We start from the raw sequence: 19104 nt of genomic DNA, 5'->3' as shown, positions 1-19104 counted from the left end.
GGGATCACGAATGCGCCTCCCGGTAGGCATCAAGCGCGGCCTGTGCGACGACGCGATCGTCGAACGCATGCTGCACGCCGTCGACTTCCTGGTAGGGCTCGTGGCCCTTGCCGGCGATCAGCACGATGTCACCGGGCCGCGCCTCGCCGATCGCGCGTTCGATCGCGCGGCGGCGGTCGCGCTCCACGGTCACGGCCTCAGGTTTCGCGAAGCCGGCCAAGATGTCGGCCACGATCGCATCGCCGTCCTCCCGACGCGGGTTGTCGTCGGTGACGATCACGCGGTTGGCGTGCGCCTCGGCGATCGCCGCCATCTGCGGCCGCTTGCCGGTGTCGCGTTCGCCGCCACAGCCGAACACGCAGACCAGTTCGCCGCGCAGATGGCCACGCAGCGACTGCAGCGCCTGCTGCAGCGGATCGGGCTTGTGCGAATAGTCGACGACGACCAGCGGCTGCGCGTCTCCACCGAGACGGTTCATGCGGCCGGCAATCGGCGACAGCCCATCGAGCACGCGGACGATCTCCGCCGGCGCGTGGCCCAGCGCCCACAGCACGCCGGCGACGACCAGCAGATTGTCGACGTTGAAGCGCCCCAGCAGCGGCGAGTGCACCGGCAGCGCTTCGCCGCCGATGCGCAGGACGAAACGGATGCCGCGATCGTCGAGCGCCACGTCGTGCGCGGCGACGTCGGCCGCGTCGTCGCCGGCGGCGCTGACGGTGATCGGACGCACGCCCGCAGCGAGCGTCGCGGGCAGCGTTGCGCCGAAGGCGTCGTCGATGTTGATGACGGCGGCCTTCAGGCCCTCGCGCACGAACAGCTTCGCCTTCGCCGCACCGTAGCCGGCCATGTCGCCGTGGTAGTCGAGATGGTCGCGGGTGAGATTGGTGAACACCGCGACGTCGTAGTGCACGGCATCCACGCGGCCCTGGTCGAGCGCGTGCGAGCTGACCTCCATCGCCACCGCCCGCGCGCCGGCATCGCGCATCTGCGCGAGCAGCGCATGCGTCTGCAGCACCAGCGGCGTGGTGAAGCCGTTGGGCTCCAGCGCGCCGTGCAGGCCCGCGCCCAGCGTGCCGATGGTGCCGGCGCGCGTGCCGACGGCTTCGAAGGCCTGGGCCAGCAGCTGCACGGTCGAGGTCTTGCCGCTGGTGCCGGTGACGCCGACCATCGCCATCGCACGCGACGGGCGATCATGGAAGGCGTCGGCCATCGCGCCCATGCGCGCGCGCAGGCCTGCCACGGCGATCGCGTCGCCCGGCATCGATTCGATCTCGGCCGGCACCGGCGGTTCGAACAGGATCGCCGAAGCGCCCGCCTCGCGCGCGGCCGCGGTGAAGTGCAGACCGTGCGTGCCGAAGCCGCCGATCGCGACGAAGGCATCGCCCGGGCGGATCGCGCGGCTGTCCTGCACGAGGCCTGTGATCACCGTGTCCTCGGGCACGGCCGCGACATCGGGCAGCAGCTCACGGAGCGCCATCGCGCGGCTCATCGCTGGCCTCCGGCGACGTGCGCGGCGACCGGTGTGGCATGGACGGCCGCCGCCGCCGGGGCTGCGACCGGCGCGGGTGCGGCGGCGGGTGCGTGGCCCTGCGCACGGGCGCGCTTGGCATCGTTGGCCGCCTGCGCCGCCAGCCAGGTGTCGATGTCGTCCGGCGGCACGTCCATCAGGCGCAGCGCGCCGTCCATGACCCGCTGGAACACCGGCGCGGACACGTAGCCACCGCCGTAGGTCGAGCCGCCCTTGGAGGTGTCGGGATCGTCGATCACCACGGCCATCGCGAAACGCGGATTCTCCACCGGCACCAGGCCGGCGAAGAACGCCAGATAACGACGCGCGTAGCTGCCGCCGGTGGCCTTGCGCGCGGTGCCCGACTTGCCGGCGACGTGATAGCCGAGGATCGCCGCGCGCGTGCCGGTGCCGCCCGGCTCGGTCACGGTCTGCATCATGCGCACGACTTCGTCGGCGACGTTCGCCGACAGCACGCGCTGGCCTTCGCCGGCACCACCCTTGACGAAGGTCGGCGGCAGCGCGACGCCGTGGTTGCCGAAGGTCGCGTAGGCATGCGCGATCTGCAGCGGCGTCACCGCCATGTTGTAGCCGTAGGACATCACCTGCTTGTCGGTGCCCGACCAGCGCGAGGGGTCGGCCAGCAGGCCGGCCGCTTCGCCCGGGAAGCCGCTGCCGGTGCTGTGCCCGTAGCCCATGTTGCGGATGAAGTCGTAGAAGTACCGGTCTTCGAGCTTGTGCACGATCATCGACGAGCCGACGTTCGAGCTCTTGGTGATGATGCCGGTCGTGTCGAGCACGCCGTAGTTGCGGAAGTCGGTGGTGCGATAGCGGCCGTTCGGAATCCAGCCGGGGCTGGTATTGAACGTGCTGTTCGGGCTGATGACGCCCTTCTCCAGCGCCGCGGCGACGGTGATCGGCTTCATCGTCGAGCCGGGCTCGAGCAGATCGGTCACCGCGCGGTTGCGGTGCGCGTCGCGGTTCTCGCCGGTGACGCGATTGTTGTTGTAGGTCGGCAGGTTGGCCATCGCCAGCACTTCGCCGGTCGCCACTTCCAGCACGACGATCGAGCCGGCGCTGGCGCCGGTTTCCTCCAGTGCGCGACGCAGTTCGCGGTGCGCGAGGAACTGGATGCGGCGGTCGATGCTCAGCACCAGATCCTTGCCCGCTTCGGCAGCGCGCACCAGGTTCACGTGCTCGACGATGCGCCCGTGGCGGTCGCGGATCACGTTCTGCGCACCCGGCTTGCCGGCCAGCCATTCGTCGAACGCCAGCTCGATGCCTTCCTGGCCGCGGTCGTCGATGTTGGTGAAGCCCAGCACGTGCGACACCGCCTCGCCCTGCGGGTAGAAGCGGCGGTACTCGCGCTGCGAGAACACACCCGGAATGCCCAGGTCGAGCACGCGCTTGGCCGCCACCGGGCTGATCCGGCGGTGCCGTGGCACGTACATGAATTCCTTGTCCGCACGCTGCGACACCGTGCGCGACAGCTCGTCGGCCGGCAGGCCGGTGGCCTGTGCCAGCTCGGGAATGCGGTCGGGGTGCTTGCTCAGTTCCTGCGGATTGATCCACAGCGATTCCACCGGCGACGAGATCGCCAGCGGCTCGCCGTTGCGGTCGGTGATCATGCCGCGCGAGGCCGGAATCGGCATTTCGCGGCGGAAGCGCGCGTCGGCCTTCTGCTGATAGAAGGCGTTGTCGATCAGCTGCAGGTCGACCGCGCGACCAACCAGCGCCACCGCGCCCAGACCCAGCGCGCCGCCGACCAGCATCAGGCGCAGGCGCAGGTCGAACTGTGCGCGCTTGCGCGGCTTTTTGGCATGACCGTCGCCGGTCTTGATGAAGCGGCTGAGCTTGCCGAACTTCATGGGCGCACCACCACGATCTCGGCGGTCTCGGGGAAACGCATGCCCAGACGCTCACGCGCGACCTGGTCGACACGGTTGCTCATCGCCCAGGTCGCCTGCTCGAGCTGCAGGCGGCCGAAGTCGATGTTGAGCTCGTCGCGGGCGCGCTCCAGGCGCGTCAGGTCGATGTAGAGCTGGCGGTAGTCGTGGCGCGCGTGCACCACACCGATCGCGCTGATGATGTTGGCGGCCAGCAGGATGGCGATGACGAGGTGGCGCAGTTTCATGCGGCCACCTGCACTTTCTCGGCCACGCGCAGCACCGCGCTGCGGGCGCGCGGGTTGTCGCGCAGCTCGGCCTCGTCGGCCTTCGCGGCGTCGGCGACGATGCGCAGGCGCGGCACGAACGGGGCTGCCTCGGGCAGACGGCGATTGCCGGCCGGCGCCTTGGCGTGACCGGCGATGAAGCGCTTGACGATCCGGTCTTCCAGCGAATGGAAGCTGATCACCGCCAGGCGGCCACCGGGACGCAGCGCGTCGAGCGCGGCATCGAGACCGGCTTCGAGATCGGCCAGTTCGCGGTTGATGTGGATGCGGATCGCCTGGAACGAACGCGTCGCCGGATGCGTTTCCTTCTGCCCGGGCTTGACCTTGCGCGGCACGTTCGCGGCGATCACCGCAGCCAGATCGGCGGTGCGCAGGAACGGCGACTCGCTGCGGCGCGCCACGATCGCGCGTGCGATGCGACGGCTCATGCGCTCTTCGCCATACGTCCACAGCACGTCGGCGATCGCGGCCTCGTCGGCGCGCGCGATCCAGTCCGCCGCGCTTTCGCCGGCGTCGGGATCCATGCGCATGTCCAGCGGACCGTCCTTGCCGAAGCTGAAACCGCGCTCGGCGACGTCGAGCTGCGGCGAGGACACGCCCAGATCGAACAGCACGCCGTCGAGCGGCGCTTCGGTGGCCGCGGACCAGCGGTCGAGTTCGACGAAGCTGCCGCGGTGGATGGCCACGCGCGGATCGGTGCCGAAGCGCGCCTGGGCGACCGCGATCGCCTCGGGATCCTTGTCCATCACCAGCAGCCGGCCTTCGGGCCCGAGCTGTGCGAGCACGCCGCCGGCGTGACCGCCGCGGCCGAAGGTGCCGTCGAGATAGCGGCCGCCCGGGCGCACATGCAGACCGTCGAGGACCTGCGCGTACAACACCGGGAGGTGGCCGGACGTGGCATCCGCACCACCGGCGGTCACAACGGCAATCCTTCGAGATCGTCGCCGGCCATGTCCTCATCGGTCAGGGTCTGGCGGATCTGGGCCTGGTGGGCGTGCTCGCTCCACAGCTCGAACTTGTCGCCCATCCCGACCAGCACCGCGCGGCGCTCGATGCCGACCGTATTGCGCTGGCTGGCCGGAATGCCGATGCGACCGCTGCCGTCGGGTTCGAGCACGGTGGCCGCGCCGACGAGCTTGAGCTGCAGGATGCGGTTGCGCGCCAGCGTGCGCGGCAGCGCGTTGACCTGGTCGCGCAGCGCTTCCCAGGCCTTGAACGGATAGAGATAGAGACCACCCGCGTCGAACGGGTTGTAGGTCAGCACCAGCCGGTTGTCGCATTCACGCGCGACGAAGTCCCGATAGGCGGTCGGAATCGCCAACCGGCCCTTCTCGTCGATGGTGATGGCGGTCTCGCCCTGCAACACGTCCGGTCCTGCCCTTCTGAGGTGCCCGTCTGAGCGGGCTTTGGCGTTCGGAAAACCACGAAATTCCCGGTTTCCCCACGAGTCGCCACCTTAGGACCCGGCATTTGGGTTGTCAACAGCTTTGTCGAGGACTTTTCACCTGTGCCGTCAATGACTTGCGCCACTCTTCAGAGACTTGTTCAAGCTTTATCCACAAGCATCTGTTTCGTCTCAAATTTTGAGAATCGGCCATTTTCGGGCCTGAACCGACCCCTCACACAGGCCTCACACGACCTTCATACTGCGACGCAACATGGGTCATTTATGAATGCGCAAATGCACGCCGGGAACCGGCGTGTGCGCGAACAGGTTCCCGAATCCCGATGCCTTCGCTGCGTGCATCCGCAGATGCGCACGTGCGGTCGGCATCGGTGATTGCAGCGCGGGGCCAGGCGGAAGAGTGGCGGAGCCGGCCGATAAGCCGGGTTCTGTCGTGGACAGTCATTCCTCTAGGCGCACCGTCACCGGTACGCTCGAGCAACCTACCCGGACCCGACGCGGGCAACGTCATGAGGTCCCTATTTGGTCTTGCTCCAGGTGGGGTTTGCCGTGCCGGTCCGTTACCGGACTCGCGGTGCGCTCTTACCGCACCATTTCACCCTTGCCGGCCTTCCGGAGAAGACGTAGGCGGTATCTTTCTGTTGCACTTTCCGTCGGCTCGCGCCGCCCAGGCGTTACCTGGCACCTTGCCCTGTGGAGCCCGGACTTTCCTCGGCATCGCCGGATGCGGGCACCCGGGATGACGCGACTGTCTGGCCGACTCCGCCGCGCGCATTGTCGCACGCCACGCAGCGCACGCGCCGGCGGTTACCGCCCCTCGATGCGCGCCAGCAGCTCCAGCAGGCCGTCGCGGAATTCCGGCGAGAGCGTGGCGTCGTTGTGGCTGCGACCGGCTACCACCAGCAACCGCGGGTCGACCTGCGGCGGCGTCGCATCGAACAGCGCCTGCGAGAACGCCGGCGCGGTCACCACGTCGTCGGCACCCACGACGTAGAGCACCGGCTCGTCGAGACGCGCGGCCACGCCGAGATTGCCGGTCGCCTGCAGCGCCGGTGCGATGTCGAAGCGCCGCACCGCCAGTCGCGTCCAGAAACCGGCCCGCGCCCGCATCGCACGGGTCCAGTCCTCGGCGCTGGTCATCGAACTCTCCAGCACCAGCGCATCGAGCCGACGGTGGTCGGCCACGTGGCCGGCGAAGAAACTGCCCAGCGACTGGCCGTGGACGACCAGCGGGCCCGCGGTGTCGGCACGCACCCGGTCGTAGACCTGCAGCGCATCGGCGCGCATGGCGTCGACACCGGGCGTGCCGGTGCTGGCGCCATAGCCGCGATGGTCGACCAGGATCAGGTCGACCGGCAGCGCTGCGTAGGACTTGAGCAGATGCTGCGCGTGCGGGCCGATCCGGAAGCCGTTGCCGCCGTAATAGAGCACCGTCGCGCGCGCGTCCGGGCGCCGAAGGGTGAGCCGGTACAGCGATGCGCCGTCGGCCGCCTCGATGCGCGATTCGGTGGCGACGTGATCCGGATAGAGCATCTGCAACGCGGCCAGATCCGCAGGCGGCGCCGGCAGCGGCCGCACCAGATGCGATTCCTCGAGACGGTAGGTGCAGGCGGCGAGCGTGACGCACAGAGCAGCGGCCGACAGGCGCGCGAAACGGACGGGCATCCGGTGATCTCCTTCCATGGGAGACCGTTCGACGCGATCAGGCGCCAGGAGTTCCCTGCCCGTACAGCGCCTTGCGCGGCGCGCCGGTGATGTCGGCGGCGAGCTTGGCCGCGAGCGAGGGCTTCATTTCCCGGCTCAGCAGCGCGTAGACGCGATGGCCTTCGGCAAGGCGCGCGTCGGCATCGTCGCCGGCACCCTCGATCAGCACCACGAACTCGCCCTTGCGCTGGTCGGCTTCGGTCTGCACCCGTGCAGCCAGCGCATCGAGCGGACCGTCGAGCACGGTTTCGAACAGCTTGGTCAGTTCGCGCGCCATCACCGCCTTGCGATCGCCGCCGAACACCTGCGCCGCATCGGCCAGCATCTCCTCGATGCGGTGCGAGGCTTCGTAGAACAGCAGCGTGCGCGGCTCGGCGACGAGCGCCTGCAACCGCTCGCGCCGCGCGCCCGCCTTCGCCGGGAGGAAGCCCTCGAACACGAAACGGTCGCTCGGCAGGCCGGCCACGCTGAGGGCGGCGATCAGGGCGCTCGGCCCCGGCAGCGGCGACACCTTCAGGCCGGCTTCGCGCGCCGCGCGCACCAGGCGGAAGCCCGGGTCACTGACCAGCGGCGTGCCGGCATCGCTGACCAGCGCCAGCGACTCGCCCGCCTGCAACCGCTCGACCAGCCGCGCGGCCAGGCCGTCCTCGTTGTGTTCGTGCAGCGCGACCAGCGGACGCTCGATGCCGAAGTGGCCGAGCAACTGGCGCGTGTGCCGGGTGTCCTCGGCGCAGATCGCATCGACGCCGCGCAGCACCGTCTGGGCACGCGGCGAGAGGTCGCCGAGGTTGCCGATGGGCGTCGCCACGACATGCAGCACGCCGGGGCCACGGGAAGGATCGCTCATCGTCTGCACACCGGGGAACGCTAGAATGCGGCCATTATCCCGCAGCGGAACCGCGACATGGCAGCAACGGCCCAGTCTTCGAACGCCCGCACGCACACCGCGCGCCGTGCGGCCGCCCGTCCGCGTGCACTGCGCGTGCTCGCCGGCGCGGCGCTGGCCGCGATGCTCGCCAGCTGCGCGACCGTGCAGACCACGAGTACGGGCACCGTCGTCGCGCCGACCGAAACGGCGCCGGCACCGGCGCGTTGGCGCTTCGACGACAGCCGCGCCCCGGCCGAGCGCGACGGCTACCGGCCACCGCGCAAGCTGGCGGTGCTGCTGCCGATGACGGGCGCGCTGGCCACCGCAGCCGGGCCGGTGCGCGACGGCCTGCTGGCCGGCTACTACGGCGAACGCCGCACCCGCCCCGAGCTCGCGTTCTACGACACCACCGGCACCAGCGCCGGCACCGCGAGCGCCTACGCGCGCGCGATTGCGGAAGGTGCGGACCAGGTGGTCGGTCCGCTGGGCCGCGAGGAAGTCGATGCGCTGTTCCGCAGCACGGTGCAGGTGCCGGTCGTCGCGCTCAACCGCGGCAGCGCGCACGCGCCGGACAATGCGGCGGCGTTCTCGCTGGCGCCGGAAGACGAGGGCGACGCCGCGGCGCAATACCTGCTCAAGCGCAATGCCCGCAACGTGCTGGTGCTCAGCAACGGCGAGGACGCCGCGCGTCGCAGCGTCGATGCGCTCACCGCGCGCCTGGCGCAGAGCGGCGGCAGCGTCGTCGCGACGCTGGCGATCGTCGGCGACCAGCCGGTCGACCAGACCGCGGCCCTGCAGAACGCGCTCGCCAGCGGCACCGGCGTCGATGCGGTGTTCCTCGCGATCCGTGGCAACCAGGCGCGTGTCCTCGCGCCGCAGCTCTCGGTCGCCGGCCTCGCCGCGCGTCCGCGCGTTGGCAGCTCGCTGCTGCAGACCGGTACCGGCAAGCCAGAGGAAGACCAGATCCTGGACGGCATCGTGTTCCCGACCGAAAGCTGGTCGACCGGGGCCAGCGCGCGCGCGCTGCCGCCGCTGGCGACGGTGTCGCGTGAACTGCCGACCGCGCGCGGTGCCGCCGCGCGCCTGTTCGCGTTCGGCTTCGATGCCTGGTTGCTGAGCGGCTATCTCGAGCATCTCGCGCGCACGCCCGAGAACGCGATCGGCGGCGCGACCGGCATGTTGCGCATCGGCAACGACGGCAACGTACTGCGTCAGCCCGCGTGGGCGACCTGGCGCGGCGGCAACGTGGTGCCGCAGGCGGACGCGGGCGGTTGAACGACCGGCGGCGCGATGGCGCTGCCGTCGAACGGGCAGCGGCCGCGCATCTGCAGGCCGCCGGCCTGCGCCCGTTGGCCGCCAACGTCGGCTTCCGCGGCGGCGAACTGGATCTGGTGATGCTCGATGCACGTGCTGCGTCGCGCGTGGTCGTTTTCGTCGAGGTGCGGCATCGCAAAAGCGCCGCGTTCGGCGGCGGCGCCGCGTCGATCGATGCCGGCAAGCGGCGCAAGCTCGTTTTCGCGGCTCAGCAGTTCCTGTTGCAGCACGCCAGCTTGCGCGACCTGCCCTGCCGCTTCGACGTCGTGGATGCGAGCGGACCAGCGGATGCGCCTGCGTTGCGCTGGATCGAGGATGCGTTCCGCGCGGATGACTGATCCGTCGTGGCGGGACGCTATTTCGCTTTGCGTTCTGTTTTTCGCTTCGTCGTGGACTTCTGCTGCCGTGGTTCTGGCTTTGGCTTTGGGCCTTTGACTTGAACCGAGCCGTAGAGTGAGCCGAGCACCGGAGCCTGGCGTGGCCGAAGAGCAGCCCATGTCTGAGCGCAGCGAGTTTGGGCTGCGTGCCACGTCAGGCGAGGAGCGCAGGGGACCGATGCGGCTTCATCGCATCGGCTCGCGTCCGGCGAAGACGGTTTTGCTTACTTTTGCCAAGACAAAAGTAAGCCGCGCGACAACGCGGAAGCCCTGTACTTGATCTTCGCTCCTGCCGTTAATCTTTTTTCGGTACGAACCTTATAGTCGCAAACGACGAGCGACGAGCTAGAAACACAAGCAAATGCAGAGCTTTCGCCCGCTGTGCGTGCGAGTTCCTTTTGGATGGACCCAAAAGGAACCAAAAGGTCCTTTCGCCGGACGCGATCCGCCGCGATACAGCCGCGGCGGTCCCCTGCGCTTCTCGGCCGACGGGGCACGCAGCCCGAACTCGCTGCGCTCAGACATGGGCTGCTCTTCGACCCCGCCACCCTGCGATGCTCGGCTCGCTTTACGGCTCGATTCAACCCGAAAGCGAACAGCCAGAGCAAAAGCGCGACAGCAGAAGCAAGCCGCACCCGCAACTCCACCTTGGTATCGCCCAAGCTCCGCCAGCGGGCGCTTCAACCGGCGAAGTGATCCCAGCCGGCGCGTGACGGCGCCCACGCCACGCCGTCGGACCTGACTGCTGTGACGCCGGCACCTTCGACGATGCGGCCGATCCGGGCAACCGGCGTCGCGGCGGTCGCCGCGGCTGACGCGACCGCGTCGCGCGCCGTCGGTGATGCGGTGAAGCACAGTTCGTAATCGTCCCCGCCACCGGCCTGCAGCGCGCGCCGCGAGTCGGCATCGAGACCGAGCGCGCCGAGGGCATCGGAGACCGGCAACGCATCGACGTCGATATGGGCAGCGACGTTGCTGGCACGGCACACGTGGCCCAGATCGGCCAACAGGCCATCCGAGACGTCGATCGCCGCGTGCGCAAGGTTCGCGAGCGCCAACCCGAGCGCCACACGCGGCGTGGGTCGATCGAGACGCGATCGCAGCGCAGGATCGCGCACCGCGCCGCGCGACCACTGCGCGAGCGCCGCGGCCGCATCGCCCGGCGTGCCGCTGAGCCAGATGTCATCGCCGGGCTGTGCACCATCCCGGCGCAGCGCGCTGCCGGGCGCGACGAGCCCGAACACCGTCACGCAGATCGACAGCGGGCCGCGCGTGGTGTCGCCGCCAACTAGGGCGACACCGTGCCTCTGTGCAAGCGCGTCGAAGCCGTCGAGGAACGCGTCGATCCACGCCGCATCCGGGTCGGGCAACGACAGCGACAGCGTGCACCACGCGGGCGTCGCGCCCATCGCGGCGAGATCGGACAGGTTCACCGCCAACGCCTTCCAGCCGATGTCGGCCGGCGCGGTGTCGGCGGGGAAATGCACGCCGCTGTTGAGCGTGTCCATGGCCACGACCAGCTGGCGGCCGGCCGGCGGCTGCAGCAGCGCGGCGTCGTCGCCGATGCCCAGCACCACGTCGTCGCGCGCAACGGTGCGCGCGGCGATGCGGTCGATCAGATCGAATTCGCCGGCCACGGGCGGCGGCCCGGGCTCAACGCCCGCGCAGCGCGCCGACTTCCGGTGCGCGCCACTGCGCCGCGGCCTTGTCGAGCACGCCGTTGACATAGGTATGGCCGTGCTCGGACCCGAAGCGCTTGACCGTCTTCAGCGCCTCATCGATGACCACGCGATACGGCACGTCGATGCGGTGCTGCAGTTCGTAGGCGGCGATGCGCAGCATCGCGCGTTCGATCGGATCGACCTCGTCGATCTCGCGGTCCAGGAACGGCGCCAGCGCGGCGTCGAGCTCGCGGTAGCGCGTGCCCACGCCGTGCACGAGGTCCTCGAAGTACGCGAGATCCGCGACTTCCTTGGCCTGCTCGTGCGCGAACTGCGCGACGATCTCGCGCGGCTCGGTGCCCGACATCTGCATCGCGTAGATGGCCTGCAGCGCACGACGGCGCGCGCGCGAGCGCAGCACCGGGTCGACGCCATGGGGTTTGCGGGTCTGGTTCATCCGATCTTGTCCAGCAGGTTGCTCATTTCGATGGCGACGAGTGCCGCCTCCTCGCCCTTGTTGCCGTGGCTGCCGCCGGCGCGCTTCTCGGCATCGGCGTAATCCTCGACCGCGAGCACGCCATTGGCGACCGGCACGCCGCTGTCGAGCGCGACCCGCATCAATGCGTCGCTGCAGCCGTCGGCCACCTGCTCGTAATGGCGCGTATCACCGCGGACCACGCAGCCCAGGCCCAGCAGCGCGGTGTAGTTGCCGCTCGCGGCGAGCCGCGCGCACGCCACCGGGATTTCCCACGCACCCGGCACGCGGATCACGTCGACCGCGTCGTCGGCCACGCCGTGGTCGGCGAAAGCCTTGCGCGCACCGGCGACGAGCGTGTCGGTGATCTTGGGATTCCAGCGGCTGGCGACGATCGCGTAACGCGCGCCGGCAGGGGCGCGCAGGTCGCCTTCGATGTGGCTCATGGGCTCGGGACTCGCGCAGGGCCGTGCAGTTTAGCGTGGCTCACGCCGGCACGTATTCGACGACTTCCAGACCGTAGCCGGCCAGGCCCACCTGCTTGCGCGGCGTGCCCAGCACGCGCAGCCGCCCCAGGCCGAGATCGGCGAGGATCTGCGCGCCGGCGCCATTGCGGCGCCACTGGCCCACGTCCTTGTCCTTGCCGGGCGGCCGGACGACCGGTTCCTGGCGCAGGCGCGACAGCAGCGCGTCGGCATCGCGCGGCGCCGACAGCAGCACCATCACGCCGCGGTCCTCGGCGGCGATCGCACGCAGGGCGTCGGTGGCGGCCACACCGAAATCGTCGCGGCGCCAGTGCAGCAGGTCGGCCAGCGGGTTTTCCACCTGCACGCGCACCAGCGTCGGCGCCTGCGCATCGGGTGTGCCGCGCACCAGCGCGAAATGCAGCTCGTGGGCGATGCGGTCGCGGTAGGTCACCAGCTTGAACGGGCCGAACTCGGTGTCGATATCGCGTTCGTCGAGGCGCTCGACGGTGTGCTCGGTCGCCAGGCGGTAGGCGATCAGATCGGCAATCGAGCCCATCTTCAGGCCGTGCTCGCGCGCGAAGACTTCCAGTTCCGGACGGCGCGCCATGCTGCCATCCGGGTTGAGGATCTCGACCAGCACGCCGGCCGGCTCCAGCCCTGCAAGCATCGCCAGATCCACGCCGGCTTCGGTGTGCCCGGCGCGGGTCAGCACGCCACCGGGCTGGGCGACCAGCGGGAAGATGTGCCCCGGCTGGTGCAGATCGTCGGGCTTCGCGTTCGGCTGCACCGCCGTGCGGATGGTGTGCGCGCGGTCGTGCGCCGAGATGCCGGTGGTCACGCCCTCGGCCGCCTCGATGCTGACGGTGAAGTTGGTCTGGAATTGCGCGGTGTTGGCGCGGACCATCGGCGCGAGGCCCAGCTGCGCCGCGCGACTGGGCGTCACCGGCAGGCAGACCAGACCGCGGCCGTGGGTGACCATGAAGTTGATGTCGGCCGGCTTGACCAGCTCGGCGGCCATGATCAGGTCGCCTTCGTTCTCGCGGTCCTCGTCGTCGACGATGACGACCATGCGGCCCTGGCGGATCTCCTCCAGCAGTTCGGGGACGGGGGCGAAGTTCATGCCTGTGCTCCTGCCGGGACGACGCCGGCGCTCAGCAGCCGCTCGACGTAGCGCGCGACCAGATCCACTTCCAGATTCACCGCCTCGCCGACGGCGGTGCTGCCGAACGCGGTGTGCGCGACGGTGTGCGGCACCAGCGCGACTTCGAAGCCGGACGCGTCGACGGCATTGACCGTCAGGCTGACGCCGTCGACGCAGATCGAGCCCTTGTGGGCGACGTACTTCAGCAGCGCGGCCGGTGCGTCGAAGCGCCAGCGCTGCGCGCGCGCATCGTCGTGTACCGAGGCGACACTGCCGACGCCGTCGACATGACCGCTGACCATGTGACCGCCGAGGCGGTCGGTCGGGCGCATCGCGCGCTCGAGATTCAGCGCGCGCCCCGGTGCCAGTGCACCGAGCGTCGTCAGCGACAGCGTCTCGGTCGACGCGTCGGCCTCGAAATGCGCGTCGTCGAACGCGACCACGGTCAGGCAGACGCCATTGACCGCGATGCTCTCGCCCATCGCCACGTCGTCGAAGGGCAGCGTGCCGACCGCGATGCGCAGTCGCGCGTCGCCGCCCCGCGCGTCGGTGGAGACCAGGCGCCCGACGCCCTCGATCAGTCCGGTGAACATGTCGCTGCCTCCATCCACGCGGACACCCGCGCGGTCTTGCCGAATGGGAAGGTCGTGGAGGACGCGACAGCGTGCGCGGCGATGCGCCACGCAAGAGGTCGTCTTCTCGCATCCGGACTCTGACCGTCGGCTCCGGACTTGGACCGGATCTGCTGACTCGCCGGCAAAGCCGGCAGCGCTCGCGGGCTCGCGCGTCGCCGCGCCTACCGCCGGTGGGGACTTCCACCCCGCCCCGAAGACATTCGATTGTGTTGCCGGCCAGGCCGGCCCACGCATTCTAGCAGCGGCGCGGCGGCGTCCCCGGCACCGCCGCGGGACGCTTCATTGCAGGGACAGCCGGCGGGCTAGCACGGATCCAGGGCGCCCGCGGGAACCGCTCGCGCGCAACGACCGTTCCGTCGAGCGCAGCCGCCCCTTCGCAAGAGGCTCTCAGGCAGCCGCTTCGGGTCGCATCAGCAGACGCAGATCGTGGCCGGTCTGGCGCACGTCCACGGTCTGCAGATGCAGGCGCTGCGCCATGGCATCGATGCCGAGTCCGTCGAACAGCGGACGGCCGCGCTCGCCCAGCAGCACCGGCGCGACGTACAGCAGCAGCTCGTCGACCAGGCCGGCCCGCAGGAAGGCGCCCGACAGCGTCGCGCCCGCCTCGACCTGGACCTCGTTGATGCCGCCGTCGGCGAGCGCGGCGAGCACGACGTACAGGTCGAGCTGACCGGCAGCGTCGCGCGGCACCGAGACCCGCGGCGCGTCGAAGCCGTGCGGCACCTTGGTGTCGTGCGCGTGGACGTAGAGCGTCGGCGCGGCGCCGTCGCGGACGTTGCCGCGCGCGATCGTCGCCAGCCCGGCATCGAGCACCACGCGCAGCGGCACCGCGAACGGGGCGTCCGTGTCGAGCCGCACGGTCAGCTGCGGATCGTCGGCCAGCACGGTGCCGCTGCCGGTCAGCAGCGCACCGGCGCGCGCGCGCCAGCGCATCACGTCCCGACGCGAGGCATCGCCGCTGATCCATTTCGAGTCGCCGTTCGCCATTGCCGTGCGTCCGTCGAGACTGCAGGCGAGCTTGACCCGCAGCCACGGCCGACGGCGTTCCACGCGCGACAGGAAGCCCCGGTTGAGCGTGCGCGCCTGCGTTTCCATCAGCCCGGAATCGACAACGATGCCAGCGGCACGGAGACGATCGAAGCCGGCGCCGTCGACCTGCGGGAACGGGTCGCGCATCGCCGCCACCACGCGCGACACGCCGGCGTTGATCAGCGCATCCGCGCATGGCCCGGTGCTGCCGGTGTGCGCACAGGGTTCCAGCGTCACGTAGGCGGTCGCACCGCGCGCGCGCGCGCCGGCAGCCTGCAGCGCGACGACCTCTGCGTGCGGTCCGCGCTTCTGTACGTGGAAGCCTTCGCCGACGACCGCGCCGTCCGCGACCAGTACGCAACCGACCATCGGATTGGGACGCGTTGTCCAGGCGCCGCGTTCGGCGAGGCGCAGGGCCTGCGCCATGTGGCGGTGGTCGTCGGCAGTGAAGTCGGTCATGCGGAATTCCCGGGAGGAGCCTTGGCTTGGGATTGACGCAGATAATCGCGGGCCAGGCCAGCGCCAAGGTCGCAGTCGGCGATACATGCTCCTGTGGGATCGCGCTTGCGCGCGATCGCGGTAGACGCTGTTACCGGATGCGCGATCGGGCGGACACGAGCAACACAGCGCCCCGTCGGATGGACCACATGCGCGCGCACCGAGCCACTCCGGCATCGCGCGCACGCGCGTTCCCACAGACGTGACTTGCGCCGGTCCGTGTTGCTCCCCTCGATCCTTGAACCGGCGCAGCGCGGCTGGGCGTCTCAGCGCTTGCGCGGCGTCTTCGCCGGCGCCGCTTCGCCTTCGAGCAACGGCAGCTGGCCGTCACCGCCCGGCAGGTCGCGCTCGAGCCGGTCGAGTTCCTCGCGGAAATCGGCGACGTCCTCGAACGAGCGATAGACCGAGGCGAAGCGCACGAAACCCACATGGTCGAGCTTGCGCAGTTCGGCGATCACGAATTCGCCGACGCGCCGTGAGGAGATTTCCCGTTCGGCGGTCATGCGCAGCTGATGCACCACCGCGCGCACCGTGGCCTCGACCTGTTCTTCCGAAACCGGGCGCTTGTGCAGCGCACGGTCCATGCTCAGCCGCAGCTTGCGAGCATCGAACGGTTCCCGGCGCCCGTCACCCTTGATGATCGCCGGCAACTTGAGTTCGATGGTCTCGAGCGTGCTGAAACGCTCGCCGCAGGCCTCGCACTCGCGCCGGCGGCGGATCGTCGCGCCGTCCTCGGACACGCGCGAATCGATCACACGGGTGTCGGTGCCCTGGCAGAAGGGACAGTACATGCGTCAGTCCGGCGCGCGGTGGGCGGATCAGCCGTAGACCGGATACTTCGCGCACTGCGCGGCGACCTTGTCGCGCACGGTGGCGATGACGGTCTCGTCGGACGGCGCGTCGAGCACGTCGCAGATCCAGTGCGCGAGCTCGGTGCAGTCGGCTTCGGTATAGCCGCGCGTGGTCACCGCCGGCGTGCCCAGACGCAGGCCCGAGGTCACGAAGGGCTTGCGCGGGTCGCCCGGCACCGAGTTCTTGTTGACGGTGATGTGGGCGCGGCCCAGCGCTTCTTCCGCGTCCTTGCCGCTGACGTCCTTGCCGATCATGTCGACCAGCATCAGATGGTTTTCGGTACCGCCCGAGACGATCTTGTAGCCGCGCTCGATGACGACCTTGGCCATCGCCTGCGCGTTCCTGACGACCTGCTGCTGGTAGGTCTTGAACGCCGGATCCAGCGCTTCCTTGAACGCGACCGCCTTGGCCGCGATCACGTGCATCAGCGGACCGCCCTGGATGCCCGGGAACACGATCGACTGCAGCTTCTTGGTGATCTCGTCGAACCGGTCGCCCGCGCCCTGCTGGCTGGCGATGATGATGCCGCCGCGCGGGCCGCGCAGGGTCTTGTGCGTGGTCGAGGTGACGACGTGCGCATGCGGCACCGGCGTCGGGTATTCGCCCGCAGCGACCAGACCGGCCACGTGCGCCATGTCGACGAACAGATACGCGCCGACCTTGTCCGCGATCGCGCGGAAACGCGCCCAGTCGATCTTCTGCGAGTACGCCGAGAAGCCGGCGACGACCATCTTCGGCTTGTGCTCCACCGCCAGACGCTCGACCTCGTCGTAGTCGATCAGGCCGGCCTCGTTCACGCCGTACTGCACGGCGTTGAACAGCTTGCCCGAGGCGTTGACCTTGGCGCCGTGGGTCAGATGGCCGCCGTGCGCCAGCGACATGCCCAGGATCGTGTCGCCGGCCTGCAGCAGGGCGAAGTACACGGCCTGGTTGGCCTGCGAGCCCGAGTGCGGCTGCACGTTGGCGTAGTCGGCATCGAACAGTTCCTTCAGACGGTCGATCGCGAGCTGCTCGGCGATGTCGACGTATTCGCAGCCGCCGTAATAGCGCTTGCCCGGATAGCCCTCGGCGTACTTGTTGGTCAGCTGGCTGCCCTGGGCTTCCATGACCAGCGCGCTGCAGTAGTTCTCCGAGGCGATCAATTCGACGTGGTCTTCCTGCCGGCGGACCTCGTCGGCGATGGCCCGGGCGAGATCGGGGTCGAAACTGTCGAGTCGGGCATCGCGCTGGAACATCGAAAACTCCGGAACTGGGACGGCGGCCGGCCATTGTACAAGCGACGGTGCCGCGCTCCGATCCGCGTTCGACGTGCCGAGTCCGTCAGGGCGCGCCGCTCACCCGCGCACGCAGCCAGGCGTCGCGTGCGTCCGCCGGCACGGCCAGCCAGGCGCTGCGCAGCGCTTCGCGCTCGTGCGGCGGCGTGCGCTGGGCCAGCGCGGCGAGATCCTCGCGCGCCTGCGGCGACATCGCGCGCAGGGCAAGCAGCGACGGCGCGCGCTCGGATTCGGGCATCGCCGAGAACAACGGATGCAGGCCCGGCCAGTCGCCGCCGAGTTCGGGCCCGAGCAGCCAGCCCCGGCGCAGGCCCTGGTCGAGCTGTTCGAAGGCGAGCCGCAGCTCGGCCTGTTCGGCCTCGGGCAAGGTGTCGAAATGCGCCGCGGCCTGCTGCAGCCGCACCCGCTCGGCGTGCGGCAGGGCGGCGGCGGCCTCGTAGGCGATGCGCCGGCGCGCGCGCTCGGTGGCCGGTAGCGCGTGCCAGGCGGCGACGCGGGCCGCGAGGGCGTTGCGCGCTTCGGGCGTCATCTTCGCTAGCCGCGCCGCACGCGCTTCCAGTCGCGCACGCTCGGCAGCCGGCAACGTGTCGGACTGCAGCGCCGGCGGCAGCGCCGCGGCGATGCCCGACGCGGCCAGCAGCAGGCCCACAAAGCCCGTGCCGAAGCCGCGCAGCCGTCGCTCAGAGATCGGCATCGGTGGTCTCCAGCGTGTCGTCGGCGGCTTCGGGCACGCTGTCCAGATGCGCGTCGCTGCGGTCGTCGACGGGCGTCTCGATGCGCGTCGACAGCCATGCGTAAAACGCGGGCTCTTCGCGCCACGCGGCCGTGTCGGTTTCGGTCAGCAGGTCGAAATCGGGATCGGTCAACAGCGCGACCTCGTCATCGTAGGTCGCCGCCGGGGCCTGCGCCGCGGGCAGGGCCTCGATGCGGATCGCCACGTCGTCCTCCAGCCCGCCGCCGGGCCAGGCGTCGCGCCAGGTCCAGGCCAGCGCGGCCAGCATCGCGACCAGCACCAGCCCCTGCGCCGGCCACAGCCACGGCGCGCGGCGACGCGCCCGCGGTGCCACCTCGACGGGGGCCTCGACCGCGGGCGCACGCTGCAACGGAAAGCGGCGCAGCGGGGGCACCTGGCCGCGCAGCGCGGCTTCGCGCAGACCGGCCAGTCGCGCGAGGCGATCGGGCGGCAGCGCGCGGATCGCGGCCTGCGCGGCGTCGGCGATGCGGCGCCAGGCCTCGGGATCAGGGCTGCCGTCCTCGCGATGCGGCAACGCGCGCTGCAGCCCGAGCCGGTAGGTCGCCCGGGTCACGCCCAAGACCGCGGCCGCTTCGTGCTCGGCCAGACCGGCGACCATGCGCAGCAGCACCGTCACCCGCGGCCCGCCGGACAACCCCGCCAGCGCCGGCAGGCCGTCGCCGTCGTCGGGCAGCACGGCCGGCGCGCGCAGGGCCGGCGCGGCCAGCAGCTGCGCCCAGAAGCGGCGCGGCCAGTCGGGAAACGGGGTGCCGGTGGCCAGCTGGGCGAATTCGGTCATCGCCGCGGCCAGCGCAGCATCGCCGGTGTCGACGTCGCCGGTCTGCCACTGCGCGAATGCGGCGGCGCGCCGCTCCACGCCGCGCAGAAACGCGGCGACGGCGGAGGACAGACCGGAGGAAGAAGACTGCGGAGGCGTGCTCATCGGGGCTCGCGTGCGAGACCGCGCATCTTAGCGATCCCACGCCGCGAC

At 70.3% G+C, this 19104-nt stretch carries 19 protein-coding genes, 1 other RNA gene and 1 riboswitch; of the genes, 2 read left to right on the top strand and 18 right to left on the bottom strand.

Features of this window, described 5'->3' with window-relative positions:
- Positions 1–4: 4 nt before the first annotated feature.
- The 8 genes from E2F49_RS12610 to rsmI all read right to left on the bottom strand — a co-directional run bounded on the left by E2F49_RS12610 (position 5) and on the right by rsmI (position 7636).
- A complete protein-coding gene (locus E2F49_RS12610; RefSeq protein WP_133394222.1) occupies positions 5–1489 on the bottom strand; it encodes a UDP-N-acetylmuramoyl-L-alanyl-D-glutamate--2,6-diaminopimelate ligase in 1485 nt (494 codons plus the stop codon).
- Positions 1486–3375 (bottom strand): peptidoglycan D,D-transpeptidase FtsI family protein, encoded by a 1890-nt coding sequence (locus E2F49_RS12605; protein ID WP_133394221.1) that lies wholly within the window; start codon positions 3373–3375, stop codon positions 1486–1488. Before E2F49_RS12605 ends, E2F49_RS12610 begins: the two co-directional genes overlap by 4 nt.
- Entirely contained in the window at positions 3372–3641 is a 270-nt protein-coding gene (gene ftsL / locus E2F49_RS12600) for a cell division protein FtsL (protein ID WP_055246500.1), read from the bottom strand. Before ftsL ends, E2F49_RS12605 begins: the two co-directional genes overlap by 4 nt.
- On the bottom strand, positions 3638–4600 hold the full coding sequence (gene rsmH / locus E2F49_RS12595) for a 16S rRNA (cytosine(1402)-N(4))-methyltransferase RsmH (protein ID WP_243713595.1): 963 nt from the start codon (positions 4598–4600) through the stop codon (positions 3638–3640). Before rsmH ends, ftsL begins: the two co-directional genes overlap by 4 nt.
- Positions 4597–5046, bottom strand: a complete 450-nt coding sequence (locus E2F49_RS12590) for a division/cell wall cluster transcriptional repressor MraZ (RefSeq protein WP_055246497.1) — start codon at positions 5044–5046, stop codon at positions 4597–4599. Before E2F49_RS12590 ends, rsmH begins: the two co-directional genes overlap by 4 nt.
- A 440-nt stretch (positions 5047–5486) precedes the next feature.
- An RNA gene (gene rnpB / locus E2F49_RS12585) (RNase P RNA component class A) lies at positions 5487–5849 on the bottom strand.
- 43 nt (positions 5850–5892) lie between these two features.
- Positions 5893–6750, bottom strand: a complete 858-nt coding sequence (locus E2F49_RS12580; protein WP_165971233.1) for an alpha/beta hydrolase — start codon at positions 6748–6750, stop codon at positions 5893–5895.
- A gap of 37 nt (positions 6751–6787) precedes the next feature.
- Entirely contained in the window at positions 6788–7636 is an 849-nt protein-coding gene (rsmI, locus tag E2F49_RS12575; protein WP_133394218.1) for a 16S rRNA (cytidine(1402)-2'-O)-methyltransferase, read from the bottom strand.
- Between the two features lie 57 nt (positions 7637–7693).
- On the opposite strand from rsmI, the gene E2F49_RS12570 reads away from it, so the two are divergent.
- On the top strand, positions 7694–8932 hold the full coding sequence (locus tag E2F49_RS12570; RefSeq protein ID WP_133394217.1) for a penicillin-binding protein activator: 1239 nt from the start codon (positions 7694–7696) through the stop codon (positions 8930–8932).
- The gene (locus E2F49_RS12565; RefSeq protein WP_133394216.1) at positions 8929–9309 is read left to right on the top strand and encodes a YraN family protein; all 381 of its coding nucleotides are present in this window, start codon (positions 8929–8931) and stop codon (positions 9307–9309) included. Before E2F49_RS12570 ends, E2F49_RS12565 begins: the two co-directional genes overlap by 4 nt.
- A 719-nt stretch (positions 9310–10028) precedes the next feature.
- Here E2F49_RS12565 and thiL read toward each other — a convergent pair.
- The 10 genes from thiL to E2F49_RS12510 all read right to left on the bottom strand — a co-directional run bounded on the left by thiL (position 10029) and on the right by E2F49_RS12510 (position 19056).
- A complete protein-coding gene (thiL, locus tag E2F49_RS12555) occupies positions 10029–10985 on the bottom strand; it encodes a thiamine-phosphate kinase (protein WP_243713594.1) in 957 nt (318 codons plus the stop codon).
- Positions 10986–11001: 16 nt separating this feature from the next.
- Complete coding sequence (gene nusB, locus E2F49_RS12550; protein WP_133394214.1) at positions 11002–11466, bottom strand: transcription antitermination factor NusB; 465 nt, start codon at positions 11464–11466, stop codon at positions 11002–11004.
- Entirely contained in the window at positions 11463–11930 is a 468-nt protein-coding gene (gene ribH / locus E2F49_RS12545) for a 6,7-dimethyl-8-ribityllumazine synthase (protein WP_055246486.1), read from the bottom strand. Before ribH ends, nusB begins: the two co-directional genes overlap by 4 nt.
- Positions 11931–11970: 40 nt before the next feature.
- Positions 11971–13071 (bottom strand): 3,4-dihydroxy-2-butanone-4-phosphate synthase, encoded by a 1101-nt coding sequence (gene ribB / locus E2F49_RS12540; RefSeq protein WP_133394213.1) that lies wholly within the window; start codon positions 13069–13071, stop codon positions 11971–11973.
- Positions 13068–13685 carry a riboflavin synthase gene (locus E2F49_RS12535; protein WP_133394212.1) on the bottom strand — a complete coding sequence of 206 codons (618 nt, stop codon included), beginning with the start codon at positions 13683–13685 and terminating at the stop codon, positions 13068–13070. The genes ribB and E2F49_RS12535 overlap by 4 nt, the downstream gene beginning before the upstream one ends.
- 96 nt (positions 13686–13781) lie before the next feature.
- Positions 13782–13929, bottom strand: a riboswitch (FMN riboswitch).
- A 185-nt stretch (positions 13930–14114) separates the two neighbouring features.
- The gene (gene ribD, locus E2F49_RS12530; RefSeq protein ID WP_133394211.1) at positions 14115–15215 is read right to left on the bottom strand and encodes a bifunctional diaminohydroxyphosphoribosylaminopyrimidine deaminase/5-amino-6-(5-phosphoribosylamino)uracil reductase RibD; all 1101 of its coding nucleotides are present in this window, start codon (positions 15213–15215) and stop codon (positions 14115–14117) included.
- A 305-nt stretch (positions 15216–15520) separates the two neighbouring features.
- Positions 15521–16045 carry a transcriptional regulator NrdR gene (nrdR, locus tag E2F49_RS12525; protein ID WP_055246481.1) on the bottom strand — a complete coding sequence of 175 codons (525 nt, stop codon included), beginning with the start codon at positions 16043–16045 and terminating at the stop codon, positions 15521–15523.
- Between the two features lie 27 nt (positions 16046–16072).
- The gene (gene glyA, locus E2F49_RS12520; protein WP_133394210.1) at positions 16073–17341 is read right to left on the bottom strand and encodes a serine hydroxymethyltransferase; all 1269 of its coding nucleotides are present in this window, start codon (positions 17339–17341) and stop codon (positions 16073–16075) included.
- 85 nt (positions 17342–17426) lie between these two features.
- On the bottom strand, positions 17427–18074 hold the full coding sequence (locus E2F49_RS12515; RefSeq protein WP_133394209.1) for a DUF3106 domain-containing protein: 648 nt from the start codon (positions 18072–18074) through the stop codon (positions 17427–17429).
- Positions 18061–19056: a hypothetical protein gene (locus E2F49_RS12510; RefSeq protein ID WP_133394208.1), complete on the bottom strand. Its 996-nt coding sequence runs from the start codon at positions 19054–19056 to the stop codon at positions 18061–18063. The genes E2F49_RS12515 and E2F49_RS12510 overlap by 14 nt, the downstream gene beginning before the upstream one ends.
- Between the last annotated feature and the right edge of the window lie 48 nt (positions 19057–19104).

Source organism: Luteimonas terrae (genome assembly GCF_004358165.1).
Classification (GTDB): Bacteria; Pseudomonadota; Gammaproteobacteria; order Xanthomonadales; family Xanthomonadaceae; genus Luteimonas; species Luteimonas terrae.
The sequence above is the reverse complement of the archived record's forward strand: the minus strand, read 5'-3'. Positions and strand labels throughout refer to the sequence as shown.